Here is a 17,709-nt window from a genome sequence, read left to right as displayed (position 1 = left end):
TTCACCAACTACTGGAGCCCAATTTAGGAAACCGCCAGTACTGCAGGCTGTCGCCATCTTTATTTTCAGCAGCTAGATCCCAAACTCCACTTACAGATAAGGATCTCCAGAAAAGCTTGATATCTTAAACTTCTATAAAATATCAAAAGAGGTCTCTTCATATATCCAGAAGTTTATTAGATTTCCTCAACAGCCCCCACACCGGTACTAACAGAGGCCGCCGCTATCATCCGCCGCCAAACTGCCAGAATATTTCCGATCCGAACACCATCACCCCAAATCAGCGCAATAACCCTTTAAAACATAACCGCGATAAGATTTCCAATAAAAAATTAAGGCTGGAAATAGTATTGTCATTTCTTCCCTTCTCTACAGGCTTGTTCGTGTGATATACTACTTTAGTTACTAACATTTATGGAGGATTTCATGAGTAAAGACTCTAAAGCTAGACACCAAAAGGGAAAGTTACTGTCATTTATCCCGAATGGTGAGTACTATTTTTCCAAAGGGATTAAGGCGTACCACCGCAGGGATTTTCATAAAGCAAAGAAATATTTAATGCGGGCGATGCAGCTTGAGCCGGGTGAACCGATGATTATCTGCCAGCTTGCGATTGTTCATTCAGAAATGGGTGAGTATCAGGAGTCGAATCAGCTGCTTCATATTATATTGGAGGAGCTTGATGAGGATATGGTGGAATGCCATTATTTCCTTGCCAACAACTATGCTCATTTGGGCCTTTTCAAAGATGCTTACACGCATGCAAATACGTATCTGGATTTGGATCGGGACGGAGAGTTTACAGAAGATACAGAGGATCTGCTGGAACTACTGACGCTTGAGGCGGAAGATTTGGATGACGAGCTTTACGAGCAGGATGACCTGATTACGAAGCAGGAACACGCACGGGAATTGCTGGAGTCCGGCCATTTTCCAAAAGCGGTTGAAATCCTGAACTCTGTTATTGATGAGTATCCGGAGTATTGGTCCGCATATAACAATTTGGCCCTGGCGTATTTTTACCTTGGAGAAGTGCAAAAGGCATCAGATATTTTAGAGAAGGTGCTGGAAGAAAATCCGGGTAATCTCCACGCTCTGTGCAACAAGCTTGTCTTTGCTTTTTACGAGCGGGATTTCAGGCAGGTGCGCTTGTTGAAAGAGGCTCTGAAAAAAATTAAGCCGCTTTCAATTGAACATCAGTTCAAGCTTGGTGCCACTTTTGCTTTGACCGGCGAGTATGAGGCTGCCTTTGCATGGCTTCGTAAGCTTCAAAAGAAAGGCTTTGAAGGGGACGGACCATTTTATTACTGGCTATCCTATTCCGCATATTTCACGGGCCGTGAAGAGATGGCGAAATCGGCATGGAAGAAAGCCATCGAGATTAATCCGGAAAAAGAAGGATTTGAGCCCTGGAACGATGAAAAAGTAACCAGCAGCGGCTTTGAAGACCATTATTCATCCATTCTAAAAAAGCTGGAAAGCGACTATATCGAAGAGCGGCTATTCGGCCTTTTCCTTACGTCAGTATCCAGCAGAAGAGATGAAATTTTGACGTCTGAAGCAATTGTGCGAAACAATAAGTTTTCAGCTATGGAGAAGGAATATCTTTCTTTTGTGAAAACTGACCGGGAAGCGCCTGCCCAGGTTCAGGCTGCACATGAGACAGCTGAACTGTTTTATGAAAACTACCATCCGATTGGCACGGTGGAAGCCGGACTATATTTAATGTGGTTTACTATATTTGCTGAATTGACAAATAACCGGCAGAATATAAAAAACAAAAATGCCTGGGCTGCAGCAATTGAGTATGTCTGGCATAAGCTTCGAAACGAAAAGGTTTCCCAATCAAAAATTGCAGGGAGATACGGCATTTCCGCTTCGACGATGGGCAAATATGTAAAATCGGTGAACGAACGCCTTCAGTGAGCAGATGTTTGGACGAAACACGAGCCAATTTTATAGGATAACAGTAAGAAGGTCATACTATAATACGTATTTATAGAGTGGTTTAGTAAAATACTGGAATTCTGATTACTGAAGGAGTGAATCGCTGTGACTGAAGAAAAAATTTATGACGTCATTATCGCTGGCGCAGGGCCGGCAGGGATGACTGCTGCTGTATATACATCTCGTGCAAATCTGTCTACTCTAATGATTGAACGCGGTGTTCCAGGCGGACAAATGGCCAATACAGAAGAAGTGGAAAACTATCCTGGTTTTGACCATATTTTAGGGCCGGATTTATCCACCAAAATGTTCGATCATGCGAAGAAATTTGGCGCTGAATATGCGTATGGAGATATTAAAGAAATCATTGACGGCGAGGAATACAAAACTGTTGTTTCGGGATCGAAGCAATATAAAGCACGCTCTGTAATTATTTCTGCTGGTGCGGAGTACAAAAAGCTTGGCATTCCTGGTGAAAAAGAGCTTGGCGGGCGCGGTGTATCCTATTGTGCGGTCTGTGATGGCGCATTCTTTAAAGGCAAAGAGCTTGTTGTTGTCGGCGGCGGTGACTCTGCTGTTGAAGAAGGCGTATATTTGACCCGTTTCGCCTCTAAAGTGACAATCGTTCATAGACGGGATCAGCTTCGTGCGCAGGCAATCCTGCAGCAGCGTGCGTTTGATAATGAAAAAATCGACTTTATCTGGAACACTACAGTGAAGGAAGTCAATGATAAGGACGGAAAGGTAGGCAGCGTAACTCTTGTGTCTGCTGAAACCGGTGAAGAAAGAGAATTCAAGGCAGATGGTGTCTTCATCTATATCGGCATGGTTCCTCTTTCCAAGCCATTTGAAAGCCTTGGCATTACGAACAGCAATGGCTATATTGAAACAAACGACCGAATGGAAACAAAGGTGGAAGGCATTTTTGCAGCTGGGGATATCCGCGAAAAATCCCTTCGCCAGATTGTTACAGCTACAGGTGATGGAAGCATCGCAGCACAAAGCGCCCAGCACTATGTGGAAGAATTACAAGAAAGCCTTAAAGCGAAAAAATAATGTGAGCAGGCATATGGTCCTATGGATTGTATGCCTTTTATTTACGTCTAGCTCCAGCGCCTACCCCCTCGAGGTCACAGGCCAATCCGCCCAGAAAGGAAAAAACACCTTTCCGGTCGGCTCGACTTGTGCTTGTCGGGGGTGAGCAAGGCGCTTCTGCTTTTGTTCCTTAGAAAAAATAGCCACTGGTTGAAAAGATTTACAAAAAGTCATGTGGTTTTAATTCTCCTGTAACCTTGATGAAATAAATTTCGGGTAATATAGGAATAGAAATTGACCCCCTTTTAAAGATATAATCCTTTTTAAAGCACAGGCATATGCCTGTGCTCTTTTTTTGCGTAAAATACTGTAACTTTTGAAGAATGTTTTTTGGAAATCTGTATTCATTGTGGCTCTAAGACAAAAATAGTATAATGAAATGAATAGGAAAAGAACGTTAGCCAGCCTGTGCTTTAAGCGATTTCATGGAAAGGCGGCAGCGGTATGATTTCGGAAATTAGAGGTGAAATGTGTTGCAGCGAGTCACGAACTGTGTGTTACTTAAAGACGATAAAGTATTGCTTTTACAAAAGCCGAGAAGAGGCTGGTGGGTGGCTCCGGGCGGAAAGATGGAGCCTGGTGAATCAGTGAGGGACTCGTGCATCCGTGAGTTCAGGGAAGAAACAGGCATCTATCTGCGCAATCCGAATATTAAAGGAATTTTTACGTTCATCATGAAGGATGGCGATAAGGTCGTACAGGAGTGGATGATGTTTACTTTTCTGGCTACAGCTTCTGATGGGCTGAACCTGGATGAATCAGAGGAAGGCAAGCTTCGCTGGCATCCGTTTTCAGAGATTAAGAATCTGCCGATGGCTGCCGGAGATTCACATATTTTGGAGTATATGATTCATGGACAGGGCATGATTTATGGAACATTTACGTATACGCCAGATTTTGAACTGCTTAGTTATAGGCTGGATCCAAGCTGAATTTGACAGAAACAGGGGGAAATTATAAATGAGTACGGGTGCAGTTAATGATACTCAAATGGTGATTATTACGGGAATGTCAGGGGCAGGGAAAACAGTAGCCATCCAAAGCTTTGAAGATCTTGGCTTCTTCTGTGTAGATAATTTGCCGCCGACGCTGCTGCCGAAGTTCCTTGAACTTATGAAGGAATCAGGGAATAAAATGAATAAGGTGGCATTGGTGATGGATTTGCGCGGCCGTGAGTTTTTTGACCACTTATTTAAAGCGCTGGATGAATTATCCGAGACATCCTGGGTCACCCCGCAAATTTTATATCTTGATGCGGATGATTCGACACTCGTCAGAAGATATAAAGAAACAAGACGATTCCATCCCCTTGCACCATCAGGATTGCCTCTTGAAGGCATAAAGCTTGAACGGGAGCTGCTCGAAGAATTAAAAGGCAGGGCCCAGCTTATTTATAACACATCGCAAATGAAGCCGAGGGAATTGCGCGAGAAAATTCTAACGGAATTCTCATTGAATAAAAAAACAATATTTACGGTTAACGTCATGTCTTTTGGCTTTAAGCATGGAATTCCAATTGATGCCGACCTGGTATTCGATGTCCGATTCCTTCCGAATCCGCATTATATTGAGCATATGAGGCCGAAGACAGGATTAGATGAAGAGGTATCCAGCTATGTGCTGAAATGGACCGAAACTAGTAAATTTCTCGAAAAGGTTACGGAGCTGCTGAGCTTTATGCTTCCGCATTATAAACGGGAAGGGAAAGCTCAATTGGTCGTTGCAATCGGCTGTACGGGAGGCCAGCATCGTTCGGTAGCGCTGACAGAATATATCGCTGACTTTTACAGCAAGGATTACCATACGGCAATCACGCACCGTGACATCGAGAGGAGAAAGGAAAACATCAAATGAACCGACAGCCAAGAATCGTCATCATCGGAGGAGGAACAGGGCTTCCTGTCCTCTTAAGGGGATTAAAACAATACCCTGTTGATATAACTGCCATTGTGACAGTTGCCGATGATGGCGGCAGTTCAGGAAGATTGAGAAATGATCTTCATATTCCGCCGCCCGGTGACATCCGCAATGTGCTGGCAGCTCTTTCAGACGTGGAGCCGCTCATTGAGGAGATGTTCCAGCATCGCTTTGCGACATCCAATGAGTTATCCGGGCATTCGCTTGGCAATTTAATTCTCGCGGCAATGACCTCGATTACAGGAAACTTTGTTCATGCGATTCAGGAAATGAGCAAGGTGTTAAACGTAAGGGGCAAGGTGTTGCCGGCTGCTAACCAGAGTGTGGTCCTTCATGCTGAAATGGAAGACGGGACCATAGTATCGGGAGAATCAAAAATTCCTTATTCCGGTAAAAAAATTAAGCGGGTATTTTTAACGCCCAAAAATATTAAAGCCCTGCCTGAATCACTGCAGGCAATCAGACAGGCTGATATGATCATCATTGGGCCTGGAAGCTTATATACCAGTATTCTTCCAAACCTGCTTGTCCCTAGGCTGGGACGTGAGGTCTGTCATTCGAAAGCGAAAAAGGTGTATATATGCAATTTAATGACACAGGCAGGGGAGACACTCGATTATACGGCAAGCGATCATGTAAAAGCACTATATGATCATATGGGCTGTGCTTTTATCAATACCATTCTGGTAAACAATGAAGAAATTCCTCCTCATATTCAGGAGCGGTACAGCGAGGAAATGGCAAAGCCTGTTGTGTATGATACAGGTGCTCTTACCGAACTGGGCCTTGAAATTATGCATGGTGAAATTGTCAGCCACGAAGGCGGGATCATTCGCCATGATACAAAAGAAGTTGCCCAGATGCTTTATAATTTGCTTTTACATGAAACCAATAGGCGTTTTAACGCGTAATATATAGGTGTGAAAGGGCTTTTGCCGGTAAAAAATAAACTGTGCATACGTTTGCTCAGTTAAGAATATCTTTTTATATGCCACTGGCTTAGCGCTTTTGCGGATAGGAGGTGAAGGGATGTCTTTCGCTTCGGAAACGAAAAAAGAATTGACGAACCTGGAAATAAAAGACTGCTGCGGAAAAGCGGAATTGTCCGCCTTGATCAGGATGAATGGTTCCCTTTCTTTTTCCAGCCGGAAATTGATTGTGGATATTCAGACGGAGAATGCAGCAATCGCAAGAAGGATTTACACACTGATTAAAAGGAATTACAACGTTCAGGTTGAGCTCCTGGTCCGGAAAAAAATGCGGCTGAAAAAGAACAATGTTTATATTGTCAGGCTAACGGAACAGGCCAGCATAATTCTTGATGATCTGAAAATTTTAAGCGAGGGATTCGTATTTACACACGATATCTCCAATGAGCTCATAAAAAAGAAATGCTGTAAGCGTTCTTATCTGCGCGGTGCATTCCTTGCCGGGGGATCGGTTAATAATCCGGAGACCTCCTCCTATCATCTAGAGATCTCTTCACTTTACAAGGAGCATAATGACTCCCTTTGTGAACTGATGAATACGTTCGGGCTGAATAGCAAAACGCTTGAACGGAAAAAGGGCTATATCACTTATTTAAAGGAAGCCGAAAAAATAACGGAGTTCCTAAATATTATTGGAGCACACGCTGCTCTGCTCCGATTTGAAGACATCCGGATTGTCCGCGATATGCGAAACTCGGTCAATCGACTCGTAAATTGTGAAACAGCGAACTTAAACAAAACAATCGGAGCTGCCTTGCGTCAGGTGGAAAATATCCGGTTCATCGATCAAACTGTCGGACTTCAGGTTCTGCCTGACAAACTGAGGGAAATTGCCGAATTGCGTGTAGCTTACCAGGATGTCACCTTAAAAGAGCTTGGGGAAATGGTCTCAGGCGGAAATATCAGTAAATCGGGTATTAATCACAGATTAAGAAAAATAGATGAAATCGCTGAGAAACTCCGGGCGGGCGACACTATAGATGCTCACTGACAGAGGTATCAGCAGGGAGGAGATATACAATGGCGGAAAAACAGGTTGAAGTTAAGCTGAAAACAGGATTACAGGCACGTCCGGCGGCATTGTTCGTACAGGAGGCCAATCGGTTCTCATCCGATATTTTTCTGGAGAAGGACGGAAAGAAGGTAAATGCGAAAAGCATAATGGGGCTAATGAGTCTGGCTGTAAGCTCAGGATCAGTTATTACCCTCAAGGCTGAGGGGAACGACGAAAACGAAGCTCTTGAAGCACTGTCAAACTATATTCAGAAGGAAAACTAAAACAACTCGCATCGGGAAGATGCGAGTTGTTTTTTTATGCTTATTATTTATCTTTCTTCTCATCTAAAGAGTTTCTAGTAATGATTTGGTCAACCAAACCGTATTCAAGAGCTCTTTCAGCTGTCATAAAGTTATCGCGGTCAGTGTCCCTCGCAATGACTTCAAGCGGCTGTCCAGTGCGCTCTGAAAGAATTGTGTTTAATTTTTCGCGAAGGAAAAGAATGCGCTTTGCAGCGATTTCGATTTCAGTCGCCTGTCCCTGAGCTCCGCCCAGCGGCTGATGAATCATGACTTCACTGTTTGGAAGGGCAAAACGCTTGCCTTTCTCTCCAGCAGCAAGAAGGAATGCACCCATGGATGCTGCCATACCGATACAAATGGTTTGTACCTTCGGCTTAATGAATTGCATCGTATCATAAATAGCCATACCAGCCGTAATGCTTCCGCCCGGGCTATTAATGTAAATGGAAATGTCTTTTTCAGGATTTTCTGCTTCAAGGAATAAAAGCTGGGCAACAATTGAGTTTGCCACATTGTCATCGATTGCGCTTCCCAGCATAATGATGCGGTCTTTTAAAAGGCGGGAGTAAATATCATAAGCGCGCTCACCGCGGTTTGTTTGTTCAATGACTGTAGGGATTAAGTTCATTTTCCAATTCCTCCTTCAAGATAAGGTCAACATACAAGATGAACAAGCATGTTCTTCCAAGTAAAGAAAATTTTTTAACTCCTATGTATTATCATGATACACTGATGGTCAATTAAGGTCAAACGAATCGCATGGAAATTGTGTTTGATTCGTTCGACACATTTTTCTGTGCTGTGCTATCTCATTCCATGATACCCATTGTTCCAATTTTTAAACTAAAAGGAGGCTTGCAAAGTGAATAAACATATCATATAATTAGTTATCGTAGCGGCTGAGCGCATGGTCAGCCATCTATTAAAATATTTGCCCTCGTGGTGCAACGGATAGCACGTAAGATTCCGGTTCTTGAGATGTGGGTTCGATTCCTGCCGAGGGCGCTGCCAAAACTCCTTGTCTGATATGGACAGGGAGTTTTTACTTTTTACGCTATCCGCAAATAAATTCGGCCTATGCGCACATAAAAAATTTTATCCGCAAGTAAATTGGCCTTATCCACAAATAAATTTCCTCTATCCGCACATAATCAAAAAAACTTCCTGAATTTAAGCCTGAATTACTAAAAAATCCTTAAAATCCGCAGTTTTCACCATAAAAAATGAATATTCTCCCCTCTGCCATGCATATTGTGAAGTATTCAGAAAGATGGAGAAGTGCCGGTGCGATTGACATTTGCCAAGATATTTCCATACAACATTTACCGGGAATATTGTAAAATGGGGACAGGGGGAATGTATGATGAATTTGAAAGCTGGGTTATGGCAGCAGCAGACAATGAAATTAACAATGACACAGGAGCTGACGCAGGCGATTGCCCTTCTGCAATACAGCACACAGGAGCTCTCTGCATTCCTGGAAAACAAAGCGCTTGAAAATCCCCTTTTAAAAGTAGAGTCCGGTCATGTCAAGACGATGGATCCCCGTTATGACCGTGTCAAACTGACGAGAACAAAAGTCGAAAAAGATAAAATAAATTGGATTGAGCAGATTGGCTGCGGAAAGACGATGATGCTGGATGAATACTTGAAATCGCAGCTTCATTTGAAATTAAACAAGGACGAACAAAAAGTGATTGAGCATCTTATTGAGAGCCTTGATGAAAACGGTTACTTTCGAGGGGATCTGCAGACAGCTGCCAAGACTCTCCAGATGCCCCTTGAAAATGTGGAACAAATGCTTGAAGAGCTGCAGGAACTTGAGCCTGCTGGCATTGGCGCGAGAAATCTTCAGGAGTGCCTGTCCCTGCAGATTAAGAGATTGCCAGAGAGAAATGAACTGGCTGAAATCATTATAGATGACTACTTTACCTTTTTTGCGGAAAAGAAATGGAAGGAGATTGCCAAGCAGCTCAGTGTGGAGCTAAAAGAGATTCAGGAGGTATTCGACCTCGTGCAGACCTTGAATCCAAGACCGGCTTCATCCTTTCAAAGCGAGAAATCCGCATATATAACACCGGACGTGATTATTAAGTGGGATGGAAGCTCTTTTTCCGTCAGTGTTTTTGATGAAGTGCTTCCTAAAATCAGTTTTAATGAAGGCTATTATAAAAAGTTTTCGGCCACTGGAGACCGAAATGTCAGCCGCTTTTTACAGGAAAAGCACCAGGATTACCAATGGATCATGAGGAGCATCGAGCAGAGAAAAGAGACTCTTGCGAATGTGACACTTAAAATCGTTGAAAAACAGCAGGACTTTTTTATAAAAGGGCCTTCTCATCTGAAGCCGATGACCATGAAGGAAATATCAGATGAACTCGAAATACATGAATCAACTGTCAGCCGTGCTGTCCGGGAAAAATATGCGCAAACGCCATATGGGACGTATGAGCTGAGATCATTCTTCTCAAGCACGATCAAAACAACATCTGATGAAAATACATCTTCACAGCAGGTAAAGACGATTATTGGTAAAATGATTGAAGAGGAAAATAAGCAAAAGCCTTTATCCGATCAAGAGCTTGTGAAGTTGCTGAAGGAACAAGAGGGGATGGTTGTCAGCAGAAGGACGATTGCAAAATATCGGGATCAGCTGGGCATCCCATCATCATCGAAACGGAAAAGGTATGACTGACAAAGGGGATTTGCTGATTGAAACAGCCAGAGATAGTGTTTTATACACGCAGCAGATGCCCGCTGTGTGATAAAGCTAAGGAAGTAATAGTGGAATTAAAGAAAGAATATGATTTTACCTTAATTGAGAAAGACATTGATGAGAGCGATGAACTGACCGAGAAGTATGGGCTCATGATTCCGGTTGTTGAAATTGATGGGAGCGAAGTGCAGTTCGGGCATATTGATGCCATTACATTAAGTGAAGCGCTTACAGAAAAAAACTGAGTTTTATCAGTTGATTTCAATACTCACTCTTGCTATTATGAAGGAGAAGCAAGGGTGATTTTTTTTGTGGCAAGTGGGACATAATATGTCTATGCGGGACAAAAAACGACCACATATGATGAAGGAGCTTTCCGGATGTACTCACTAATTGATATTCAAAAAAGATTATTGCCTGATATGCTTGCGGTTATGCAGAAGCGCTATGGGATTCTTCATTACATAGGGCTGATGGAGCCGGTTGGAAGAAGGAGCCTTGCAGTAAGTTTAGGCCTGACGGAAAGAGTGCTGAGAAGTGAGGTTGAGTTTTTAAAAGACCAGAACCTGATCCGCATTTCAAGTACGGGAATGAGTCTTACTTCCGATGGCAAGGAGTTGCTTGAAGCTCTTGAAGGAATAATGAGGGATATTTCGGGTATAGCCGTAATGGAGCAGGAGTTATCCCGAAAACTTGGCATTCGCCGGGCTATCATTGTTTCCGGAAACAGCGATGAATCTCCATGGGTGAAGCAGGAACTTGGCAGGGCCACAGCGCTGTGTATGAAATCAAGGCTCAAAGGAAAAAATATCATCGCAGTTACCGGCGGATCCACAATGGCAGCCGTAGCGGAGATGCTTACTCCCGATCTTGCTGAACGGGATTGGCTGTTTGTGCCGGCACGGGGCGGAATTGGCGAGGATGTTAAAAACCAGGCTAACACCATTTGTGCAAAAATGGCTGATCATACAGATTCCAGGCACCGCGTTCTTTATGTACCGGACCAGGTGAGCAGGGAGATGTATGAAAGCATCATTAAAGAACCCAATATTAAAGAAGTAATCACCCAGATCAAATCTGCAAGCATGGTTTTACACGGGATTGGGGACGCTATTACAATGGCGGAACGCCGCAAAACCAGTGAAGAAGATCTTGAGAAAATCAAGCATGCCAAGGCAGTAGGCGAATCTTTTGGCTATTACTTCAATGAAGGCGGCGAGGTTGTACATAAGGTTCAGACCATCGGCCTTCAGCTGGATGACCTATCCCATATTGAACATGTCATTGCAGTGGCAGGCGGTTCCTCAAAGGCAAAAGCCATCGCGGCATACATGAAACGGGCACCATCCTCTACCATTTTAGTGACAGATGAAGGTGCAGCAAAACAGTTGTTAAAAGGGTAATCCCTTTTCAAATATAAAATCTACCTTTCTAAGGAGGAAATATTCATGGCAGTTAAAGTTGGTATTAACGGATTTGGAAGAATCGGGCGTGTTGTTTTCCGTGCAGCTCTTAATAACCCTAATGTAGAGGTTGTAGCAGTAAATGACCTTACAGATGCAAACATGCTTGCACACCTTTTAAAATATGATTCCGTACACGGAACATTAAATGAAGAAGTAACAGTTGACGGCGATTACCTTGTTGTTGGCGGCCATAAAGTAAAAGTGCTTGCTGAGCGCGATCCTGCTCAATTAGGATGGGGAGATCTTGGCGTAGAAGTAGTAGTAGAATCTACTGGCCGTTTCACAAAGCGTGCTGACGCTGCGAAACACCTTGAAGCTGGCGCGAAGAAAGTAATCATCTCAGCTCCTGCAACTGACGAAGATATCACAGTGGTTATGGGTGTTAACCATGATAAATATGACCCTGCAAACCACCATGTAATCTCAAACGCATCTTGTACAACAAACTGCTTGGCTCCATTTGCAAAAGTATTGAACGACAGCTTCGGAATCAAGCGCGGTATGATGACGACTGTTCACTCATACACAAATGACCAGCAGATCCTTGACTTGCCGCACAAAGACTATCGCCGTGCCCGTGCAGCAGCAGAAAACATCATCCCAACAACTACGGGTGCTGCAAAAGCAGTATCTCTAGTATTGCCTGAACTAAAAGGCAAATTGAACGGTGGAGCTATGCGTGTTCCAACTCCAAACGTTTCTCTAGTTGACCTTGTTGCTGAGCTTGACAAAGATGTAACAGCAGAAGAAGTAAACAGCGCTCTTAGAGCAGCTGCTGAAGGCGAACTAAAAGGCATCCTTGCATACAGCGAAGAGCCATTAGTATCTGGCGACTACAACGGAAACCCGGCTTCTTCTACAATTGATGCCCTTTCTACAATGGTTATGGAAGGCAGCATGGTGAAAGTCATCTCTTGGTATGACAACGAGTCTGGTTACTCTAACCGTGTAGTTGACCTTGTTGACTACATCGCTCAAAAAGGGCTTTAATAGATAAATCTTTTCCAGAAAAATATTCGTTTTGCGAAGCATTCTCAAGGTGAAATTTTTCTCTAAAAAAATACCTCATCTTGTTGGATATTAAAATCGCTAACGTCTATAATGGATAAGGGTAAAAGGGGAGCAGGGAAACAATCCCTCTCCCTTTTGTTTTAAAGCAAAAAGTAAAAATATTTAACTGGGATGGTGTCTAGCTCCAGCGCCTAGGGGCTCGAGTCATAGGCCAATCGCTTCTGAAGGCAAAGAACGCCTTCTGCCAGCGCTCGTCTTATGCTTGAGGACCGCAGGGATGCGGTTTATACAGACGTTGCCACAGGACGTGGCGTTTTTAGTCTGCTTACCTCTTGGGCAAGGGGCTTCCGCTTTTCCTGGTAAGGAGGTCCTTTTGCTATGAACAAAAAAAGCGTAAAAGATGTTGAGTTAAAAGGTAAGCGTGTTTTCTGCCGGGTTGATTTCAACGTGCCGATGAAGGATGGACAGGTAACAGATGAAACTCGCATCAAAGCAGCTCTTCCAACGATTGAGTATTTGACTAACCAGGGTGCTAAAGTGATCTTAGCAAGCCATTTGGGCCGTCCGAAGGGTTCTGTTGTTGAAGACTTGCGTTTAACACCAGTAGCAAAGCGTTTGTCCGAGCTTCTTGGCAAAGAAGTGAAGAAGGCCGATGAAGCATATGGAGATTCTGTAAAAGCAATGGTTGCCACGTTAGGTGAAGGAGATGTTCTTCTTCTTGAAAACGTGCGTTTCTATCCTGGCGAGGAAAAGAATGATTCTGAACTTGCTAAGGCATTTGCTGAGCTTGCTGATGTGTATGTGAACGATGCCTTTGGAGCAGCACACCGTGCACATGCTTCAACGGAAGGAATTGCGCAGCACCTTCCTGCAGTATCAGGACTATTAATGGAAAAAGAACTTGATGTACTTGGAAAAGCTCTTTCAAATCCTGAGCGTCCATTTACAGCCATTATCGGCGGTGCAAAGGTTAAAGATAAGATCGGTGTAATAGAAAACCTTCTTGAAAAGGTAGACAACCTGATCATTGGCGGCGGACTTGCCTATACGTTTGTAAAAGCTAACGGCCATGAAGTAGGAAAGTCACTTTTAGAAGAAGATAAAATTGACCTTGCAAAATCGTTTATGGAAAAAGCGAAAGAAAAAGGCGTGAACTTCTATATGCCTGTTGATGTCGTGGTAGCAGACGATTTTTCCGAGGAAGCCAATATTAAAACAGTAGCAATTGAACAAATTCCTTCTGATTGGGAAGCACTTGATATCGGACCTAAAACTCGTGAAATCTATAGCGATGTAATCCAGAATTCCAAGCTGGTAATCTGGAATGGGCCGATGGGTGTTTTTGAATTGAAGAAATTTGCAGGCGGAACAAGAGCTGTGGCTGAGACTTTAGCAGAAGCGAATGATACATATTCAGTCATCGGCGGCGGCGATTCTGCAGCAGCAGTTGAGAAATTCCATCTTGCTGACCGCATGAGCCATATCTCAACAGGCGGCGGCGCTTCCCTTGAGTTTATGGAAGGAAAGGCTCTGCCTGGCGTAGTTGCTTTAAACGATAAATAATTTATGATAGGGGCAGTTTTTGCCCTGCCTATTGACCATAATAAAATGCATGAAAGGACGTGCAACATGCGTAAACCAATTATCGCAGGAAACTGGAAAATGCATAAAACACTTCCGGAAGCGAAAGTCTTTCTTGAAGAAATCAATGGCTTAGTGCCTGGAAAAGAGCAGGTAGAAACAGTTGTATGTGCACCTGCACTATTCCTGGAGCGACTTGTTGAAAGCTCAAAGGGTTCAGATGTTGAAATCGGCGCGCAAAACATGCACTTCGAAGAAAGCGGTGCTTTTACAGGCGAAGTCAGCCCTGTAGCACTTGAAGACCTTGGGGTAAAATATGTAATCCTTGGTCATTCCGAACGCCGGGAAATGTTTAATGAAACAGACGAGGCGGTTAACAAAAAAACTTTGGCTGCTTTTAAATACAATTTAACTCCTATCGTTTGTGTCGGTGAATCGCTTGAACAGCGTGAAAGCGGTGAAACGATGGATCTTGTAGGCTCGCAGGTGGAAAAAGCTCTTAATGGCTTAACAGAAGATCAGGTAAAACAGACTGTTATTGCATATGAGCCAATCTGGGCAATCGGAACAGGCAAATCTTCCACATCTGCAGATGCGAATGAAGTATGTGCACATATCCGATCTGTTGTTGCGAAGCAATTTTCGCAAGTTGCAGCAGATGCAGTCCGCATCCAGTACGGCGGCAGCGTAAAGCCTGCAAATATTAAAGAATATATGAGCCAGCCTGATATTGATGGAGCTCTTGTAGGCGGCGCAAGCCTTGAGCCGCAATCATTCCTTCAATTATTGGAGGCAGGCAAGAATGAGTAAATCTCCAGTTGCATTAATCATCTTAGATGGTTTCGCATTGCGCGGCGAGCGGATGGGAAATGCCGTTGCCCAGGCAAAGAAGCCAAACTTCGAACGCTACTGGAATACCTACCCTAACGCAACGCTCACAGCCAGCGGCGAAGCAGTAGGTCTTCCGGAAGGGCAAATGGGAAACTCTGAAGTAGGCCACTTAAACATCGGTGCAGGCCGGATTGTATATCAGAGTTTAACAAGAGTGAACGTGGCCATTCGTGAAGGACAGTTTGAGAAAAACGAAACGTTCCGTTCTGCGATTGACCATGTTAAAAAGAATGGCACGGATCTTCATTTGATGGGACTTCTTTCAGATGGAGGCGTTCACAGCCATATTCAGCACTTATTCGCACTGCTTCGTATGGCCGCTGAAGAAGGTGTGAAGAATGTCTATGTTCATGGATTCCTGGATGGACGTGATGTTGGCCCGCAAACAGCAGCAGGCTACATTAAAGAAGCGCAGGAAAAAATGGAGGAGTACGGAGTCGGCGAATTTGCGACGATTTCCGGACGCTATTATTCCATGGACCGCGACAAACGCTGGGAGCGTGTTGAAAAGTCTTACCGTTCCATGGTGTATGGTGATGGCCCTTCATACAGCGATCCCTTGGATTTAGTTGAAGATAACTATAAAAATGGTATCTTTGATGAGTTCGTCATTCCATCTGTCATTACTGCAGAAGATGGTAAACCGGTTGCAACGATTAAGAACAATGATGCAGTTATTTTCTATAACTTCCGTCCGGACCGGGCAATTCAAATCTCGAACACTTTTACAAATAAAGACTTCCGTTCCTTTGATAGAGGGCCAGGACATCCTGAAAACTTGTTCTTTGTTTGTTTGACCCACTTCAGTGAAACGGTTGACGGGTATGTGGCGTTCAAACCGACTAACCTTGATAACACCCTGGGTGAGGTTTTAGCCCAAAACGGAAAAACACAGCTCCGCATTGCGGAAACAGAAAAGTATCCTCATGTGACGTTCTTTATGAGCGGCGGGCGTGAAGAGAAGTTCCCTGGCGAAGAGCGGATCCTGATCGACTCACCTAAAGTAGCTACCTATGACCTTAAGCCTGAAATGAGTGCTTATGAAGTGACGGACGCGTTGCTGAAGGAAATAGAGGCTGACAATTTCGATGCGATCCTCCTGAACTTTGCCAACCCGGACATGGTGGGGCACTCAGGCATGCTTGAGCCAACGATCAAGGCGGTTGAAACGGTTGACGAATGCCTTGGCAAAATTGTTGATCTGATTATTTCTAAAGGCGGAAAAGCGATCATCACAGCTGACCATGGCAATGCCGATGAAGTTGTTACTTTGGAAGGCAGCCCAATGACTGCCCACACGACAAACCCAGTTCCAGTCATCGTTACTGAGGATGGTGCAGAGCTCCGCACAGACGGAATTTTAGGAGACCTTGCTCCAACTGTCTTAGACCTGCTTGGACTGGAAAAACCTGCTGAAATGACAGGAACCTCTTTATTGAAAAAATAACTTTACTGAAAAGATCTTTTATAAAAAAGGAGAGAATTACTATGCCATTTATCGAACAAGTATATGCTCGTGAAGTATTAGATTCCCGCGGTAACCCAACAGTTGAAGTTGAAGTTTTAACAGAATCAGGATTTTTTGGCCGTGCCATCGTTCCTTCCGGAGCATCCACTGGTGAGCACGAAGCAGTAGAACTTCGTGACGGCGACAAGTCGCGCTACCTTGGAAAAGGTGTTCAAAAAGCAGTAGACAACGTGAACAATCTGATTGCTGACGCTGTTATCGGCTTGGATGTAACAGACCAGGTTGGCATCGACCGCACAATGATCGCGTTAGATGGAACTGAAAACAAAGGCAAGCTTGGTGCGAACGCAATCCTTGGCGTATCCATGGCTTGTGCACATGCAGCTGCTGAGTCTGTAGGTCTCCCTTTATACCGTTACCTTGGAGGCTTCAACGCGAAGCAGCTTCCAACACCAATGATGAACATCATCAACGGAGGATCTCACGCTGACAACAATGTAGACTTCCAGGAATTCATGATCATGCCTGTAGGAGCTCCTACTTTCAAGGAAGCAATCCGCATGGGTGCTGAAGTATTCCATTCATTAAAGAAAGTTCTATCTGGCAAAGGCTTGAACACTGCTGTAGGTGACGAAGGCGGATTCGCTCCAAACCTTGGCTCTAACCGTGAAGCTCTTGAAGTAATCATTGAAGCAATCACTAATGCTGGCTACGAAGCAGGCAAAGACATTTACCTTGCTATGGATGTTGCTTCCTCTGAGTTCTACAACAAAGAAACTGGCAAATACGATCTTGCAGGCGAAGGCCGCACTGGCTTAACTTCAGAAGATATGGTTAACTTCTACGAAGAGCTTGTAAACGAGTTCCCAATCATCTCAATTGAAGATGGTCTTGACGAAAACGACTGGGAAGGCCACAAGCTATTAACTGACCGTATCGGCGGAAAAGTTCAGCTTGTTGGTGACGACTTATTCGTTACAAACACGAAGAAGCTTGCTCAAGGCATTGAGCAGGGCGTAGGCAATTCAATTCTAATCAAAGTAAACCAAATCGGTACATTAACGGAAACCTTCGAAGCAATCGAAATGGCGAAGCGCGCCGGCTACACAGCAGTTGTATCTCACCGTTCCGGTGAAACAGAAGATGCTACAATCGCTGACATCGCTGTTGCAACAAACGCTGGCCAGATCAAAACTGGTTCAATGTCACGTACAGACCGTATTGCTAAATACAACCAGCTTCTTCGCATCGAAGACGAGCTTGGCGATTTAGCTGTATACGATGGCTTAAAATCTTTCTATAACTTGAGCAAGTAATCTTGCTTGTGCA

The 17,709-nt window shown here is 44.0% G+C and carries 16 protein-coding genes and 1 tRNA gene; 16 read left to right on the top strand and 1 reads right to left on the bottom strand.

Annotation, left to right across the window (positions count from 1 at the left end):
- The first annotated feature begins 426 nt into the window (after positions 1-426).
- From IRB79_RS25265 to IRB79_RS25235, 7 genes are all read left to right on the top strand, one after another.
- The gene (locus IRB79_RS25265; protein ID WP_243505887.1) at positions 427-1,926 is read left to right on the top strand and encodes a tetratricopeptide repeat protein; all 1,500 of its coding nucleotides are present in this window, start codon (positions 427-429) and stop codon (positions 1,924-1,926) included.
- A 126-nt stretch (positions 1,927-2,052) separates the two neighbouring features.
- On the top strand, positions 2,053-3,003 hold the full coding sequence (gene trxB, locus IRB79_RS25260; RefSeq protein WP_243505886.1) for a thioredoxin-disulfide reductase: 951 nt from the start codon (positions 2,053-2,055) through the stop codon (positions 3,001-3,003).
- Positions 3,004-3,515: 512 nt separating this feature from the next.
- Entirely contained in the window at positions 3,516-3,974 is a 459-nt protein-coding gene (locus IRB79_RS25255; RefSeq protein ID WP_113883709.1) for an 8-oxo-dGTP diphosphatase, read from the top strand.
- Positions 3,975-4,002: 28 nt separating this feature from the next.
- Positions 4,003-4,896, top strand: a complete 894-nt coding sequence (gene rapZ, locus IRB79_RS25250) for an RNase adapter RapZ (RefSeq protein ID WP_221879531.1) — start codon at positions 4,003-4,005, stop codon at positions 4,894-4,896.
- Entirely contained in the window at positions 4,893-5,870 is a 978-nt protein-coding gene (locus IRB79_RS25245) for a gluconeogenesis factor YvcK family protein (RefSeq protein ID WP_243505885.1), read from the top strand. The genes rapZ and IRB79_RS25245 overlap by 4 nt, the downstream gene beginning before the upstream one ends.
- 118 nt (positions 5,871-5,988) lie before the next feature.
- Positions 5,989-6,939: a DNA-binding protein WhiA gene (whiA, locus tag IRB79_RS25240; RefSeq protein ID WP_221879529.1), complete on the top strand. Its 951-nt coding sequence runs from the start codon at positions 5,989-5,991 to the stop codon at positions 6,937-6,939.
- Between the two features lie 29 nt (positions 6,940-6,968).
- Complete coding sequence (locus IRB79_RS25235; RefSeq protein WP_243505884.1) at positions 6,969-7,226, top strand: HPr family phosphocarrier protein; 258 nt, start codon at positions 6,969-6,971, stop codon at positions 7,224-7,226.
- A gap of 43 nt (positions 7,227-7,269) precedes the next feature.
- Here IRB79_RS25235 and clpP read toward each other — a convergent pair whose 3' ends face one another.
- Complete coding sequence (clpP, locus tag IRB79_RS25230; protein ID WP_009331821.1) at positions 7,270-7,875, bottom strand: ATP-dependent Clp endopeptidase proteolytic subunit ClpP; 606 nt, start codon at positions 7,873-7,875, stop codon at positions 7,270-7,272.
- A 305-nt stretch (positions 7,876-8,180) separates the two neighbouring features.
- Between clpP and IRB79_RS25225 the strand changes: the two genes are divergently transcribed.
- The 9 genes from IRB79_RS25225 (at position 8,181) to eno (ending at position 17,696) form a co-directional block, all read left to right on the top strand.
- Positions 8,181-8,252 (top strand) — tRNA-Arg (locus IRB79_RS25225).
- A 358-nt stretch (positions 8,253-8,610) separates the two neighbouring features.
- Positions 8,611-9,942 (top strand): RNA polymerase factor sigma-54, encoded by a 1,332-nt coding sequence (rpoN, locus tag IRB79_RS25220; RefSeq protein WP_243509656.1) that lies wholly within the window; start codon positions 8,611-8,613, stop codon positions 9,940-9,942.
- A gap of 17 nt (positions 9,943-9,959) precedes the next feature.
- Positions 9,960-10,208: a glutaredoxin family protein gene (locus IRB79_RS25215; protein ID WP_243505883.1), complete on the top strand. Its 249-nt coding sequence runs from the start codon at positions 9,960-9,962 to the stop codon at positions 10,206-10,208.
- Positions 10,209-10,343: 135 nt separating this feature from the next.
- A complete protein-coding gene (locus IRB79_RS25210) occupies positions 10,344-11,366 on the top strand; it encodes a sugar-binding transcriptional regulator (protein WP_243505882.1) in 1,023 nt (340 codons plus the stop codon).
- 45 nt (positions 11,367-11,411) lie between these two features.
- Positions 11,412-12,419, top strand: a complete 1,008-nt coding sequence (gene gap, locus IRB79_RS25205) for a type I glyceraldehyde-3-phosphate dehydrogenase (RefSeq protein ID WP_243505881.1) — start codon at positions 11,412-11,414, stop codon at positions 12,417-12,419.
- Between the two features lie 399 nt (positions 12,420-12,818).
- Positions 12,819-14,003, top strand: coding sequence for a phosphoglycerate kinase (locus IRB79_RS25200; RefSeq protein WP_243505880.1), 1,185 nt, complete (start codon positions 12,819-12,821; stop codon positions 14,001-14,003).
- Positions 14,004-14,069: 66 nt separating this feature from the next.
- Positions 14,070-14,831, top strand: coding sequence for a triose-phosphate isomerase (gene tpiA, locus IRB79_RS25195; protein WP_221879524.1), 762 nt, complete (start codon positions 14,070-14,072; stop codon positions 14,829-14,831).
- On the top strand, positions 14,824-16,359 hold the full coding sequence (gpmI, locus tag IRB79_RS25190) for a 2,3-bisphosphoglycerate-independent phosphoglycerate mutase (RefSeq protein ID WP_243505879.1): 1,536 nt from the start codon (positions 14,824-14,826) through the stop codon (positions 16,357-16,359). Before tpiA ends, gpmI begins: the two co-directional genes overlap by 8 nt.
- Positions 16,360-16,400: 41 nt before the next feature.
- Positions 16,401-17,696, top strand: a complete 1,296-nt coding sequence (eno, locus tag IRB79_RS25185) for a phosphopyruvate hydratase (protein WP_243505878.1) — start codon at positions 16,401-16,403, stop codon at positions 17,694-17,696.
- Positions 17,697-17,709 lie beyond the last annotated feature (13 nt).

The sequence above is a fragment of the Cytobacillus oceanisediminis genome, from assembly GCF_022811925.1.
GTDB lineage: Bacteria > Bacillota > Bacilli > Bacillales > Cytobacillaceae > Cytobacillus > Cytobacillus oceanisediminis_D.
Note: the sequence above shows the minus strand (reverse complement) of the source record. Positions and strands in the feature narration are given on the sequence as shown.

Coding starts and splice junctions, on each gene's coding strand:
- IRB79_RS25210 (WP_243505882.1), top strand. CDS start 10,344: ATGTACTCACTAATTGATATTCAAAAAAGATTATTGCCTGATATGCTT.
- gap (WP_243505881.1), top strand. CDS start 11,412: ATGGCAGTTAAAGTTGGTATTAACGGATTTGGAAGAATCGGGCGTGTT.
- IRB79_RS25265 (WP_243505887.1), top strand. CDS start 427: ATGAGTAAAGACTCTAAAGCTAGACACCAAAAGGGAAAGTTACTGTCA.
- IRB79_RS25235 (WP_243505884.1), top strand. CDS start 6,969: ATGGCGGAAAAACAGGTTGAAGTTAAGCTGAAAACAGGATTACAGGCA.
- rpoN (WP_243509656.1), top strand. CDS start 8,611: ATGAATTTGAAAGCTGGGTTATGGCAGCAGCAGACAATGAAATTAACA.
- whiA (WP_221879529.1), top strand. CDS start 5,989: ATGTCTTTCGCTTCGGAAACGAAAAAAGAATTGACGAACCTGGAAATA.
- rapZ (WP_221879531.1), top strand. CDS start 4,003: ATGAGTACGGGTGCAGTTAATGATACTCAAATGGTGATTATTACGGGA.
- IRB79_RS25245 (WP_243505885.1), top strand. CDS start 4,893: ATGAACCGACAGCCAAGAATCGTCATCATCGGAGGAGGAACAGGGCTT.
- clpP (WP_009331821.1), bottom strand. CDS start 7,875: ATGAACTTAATCCCTACAGTCATTGAACAAACAAACCGCGGTGAGCGC.
- tpiA (WP_221879524.1), top strand. CDS start 14,070: ATGCGTAAACCAATTATCGCAGGAAACTGGAAAATGCATAAAACACTT.
- gpmI (WP_243505879.1), top strand. CDS start 14,824: ATGAGTAAATCTCCAGTTGCATTAATCATCTTAGATGGTTTCGCATTG.
- eno (WP_243505878.1), top strand. CDS start 16,401: ATGCCATTTATCGAACAAGTATATGCTCGTGAAGTATTAGATTCCCGC.
- IRB79_RS25200 (WP_243505880.1), top strand. CDS start 12,819: ATGAACAAAAAAAGCGTAAAAGATGTTGAGTTAAAAGGTAAGCGTGTT.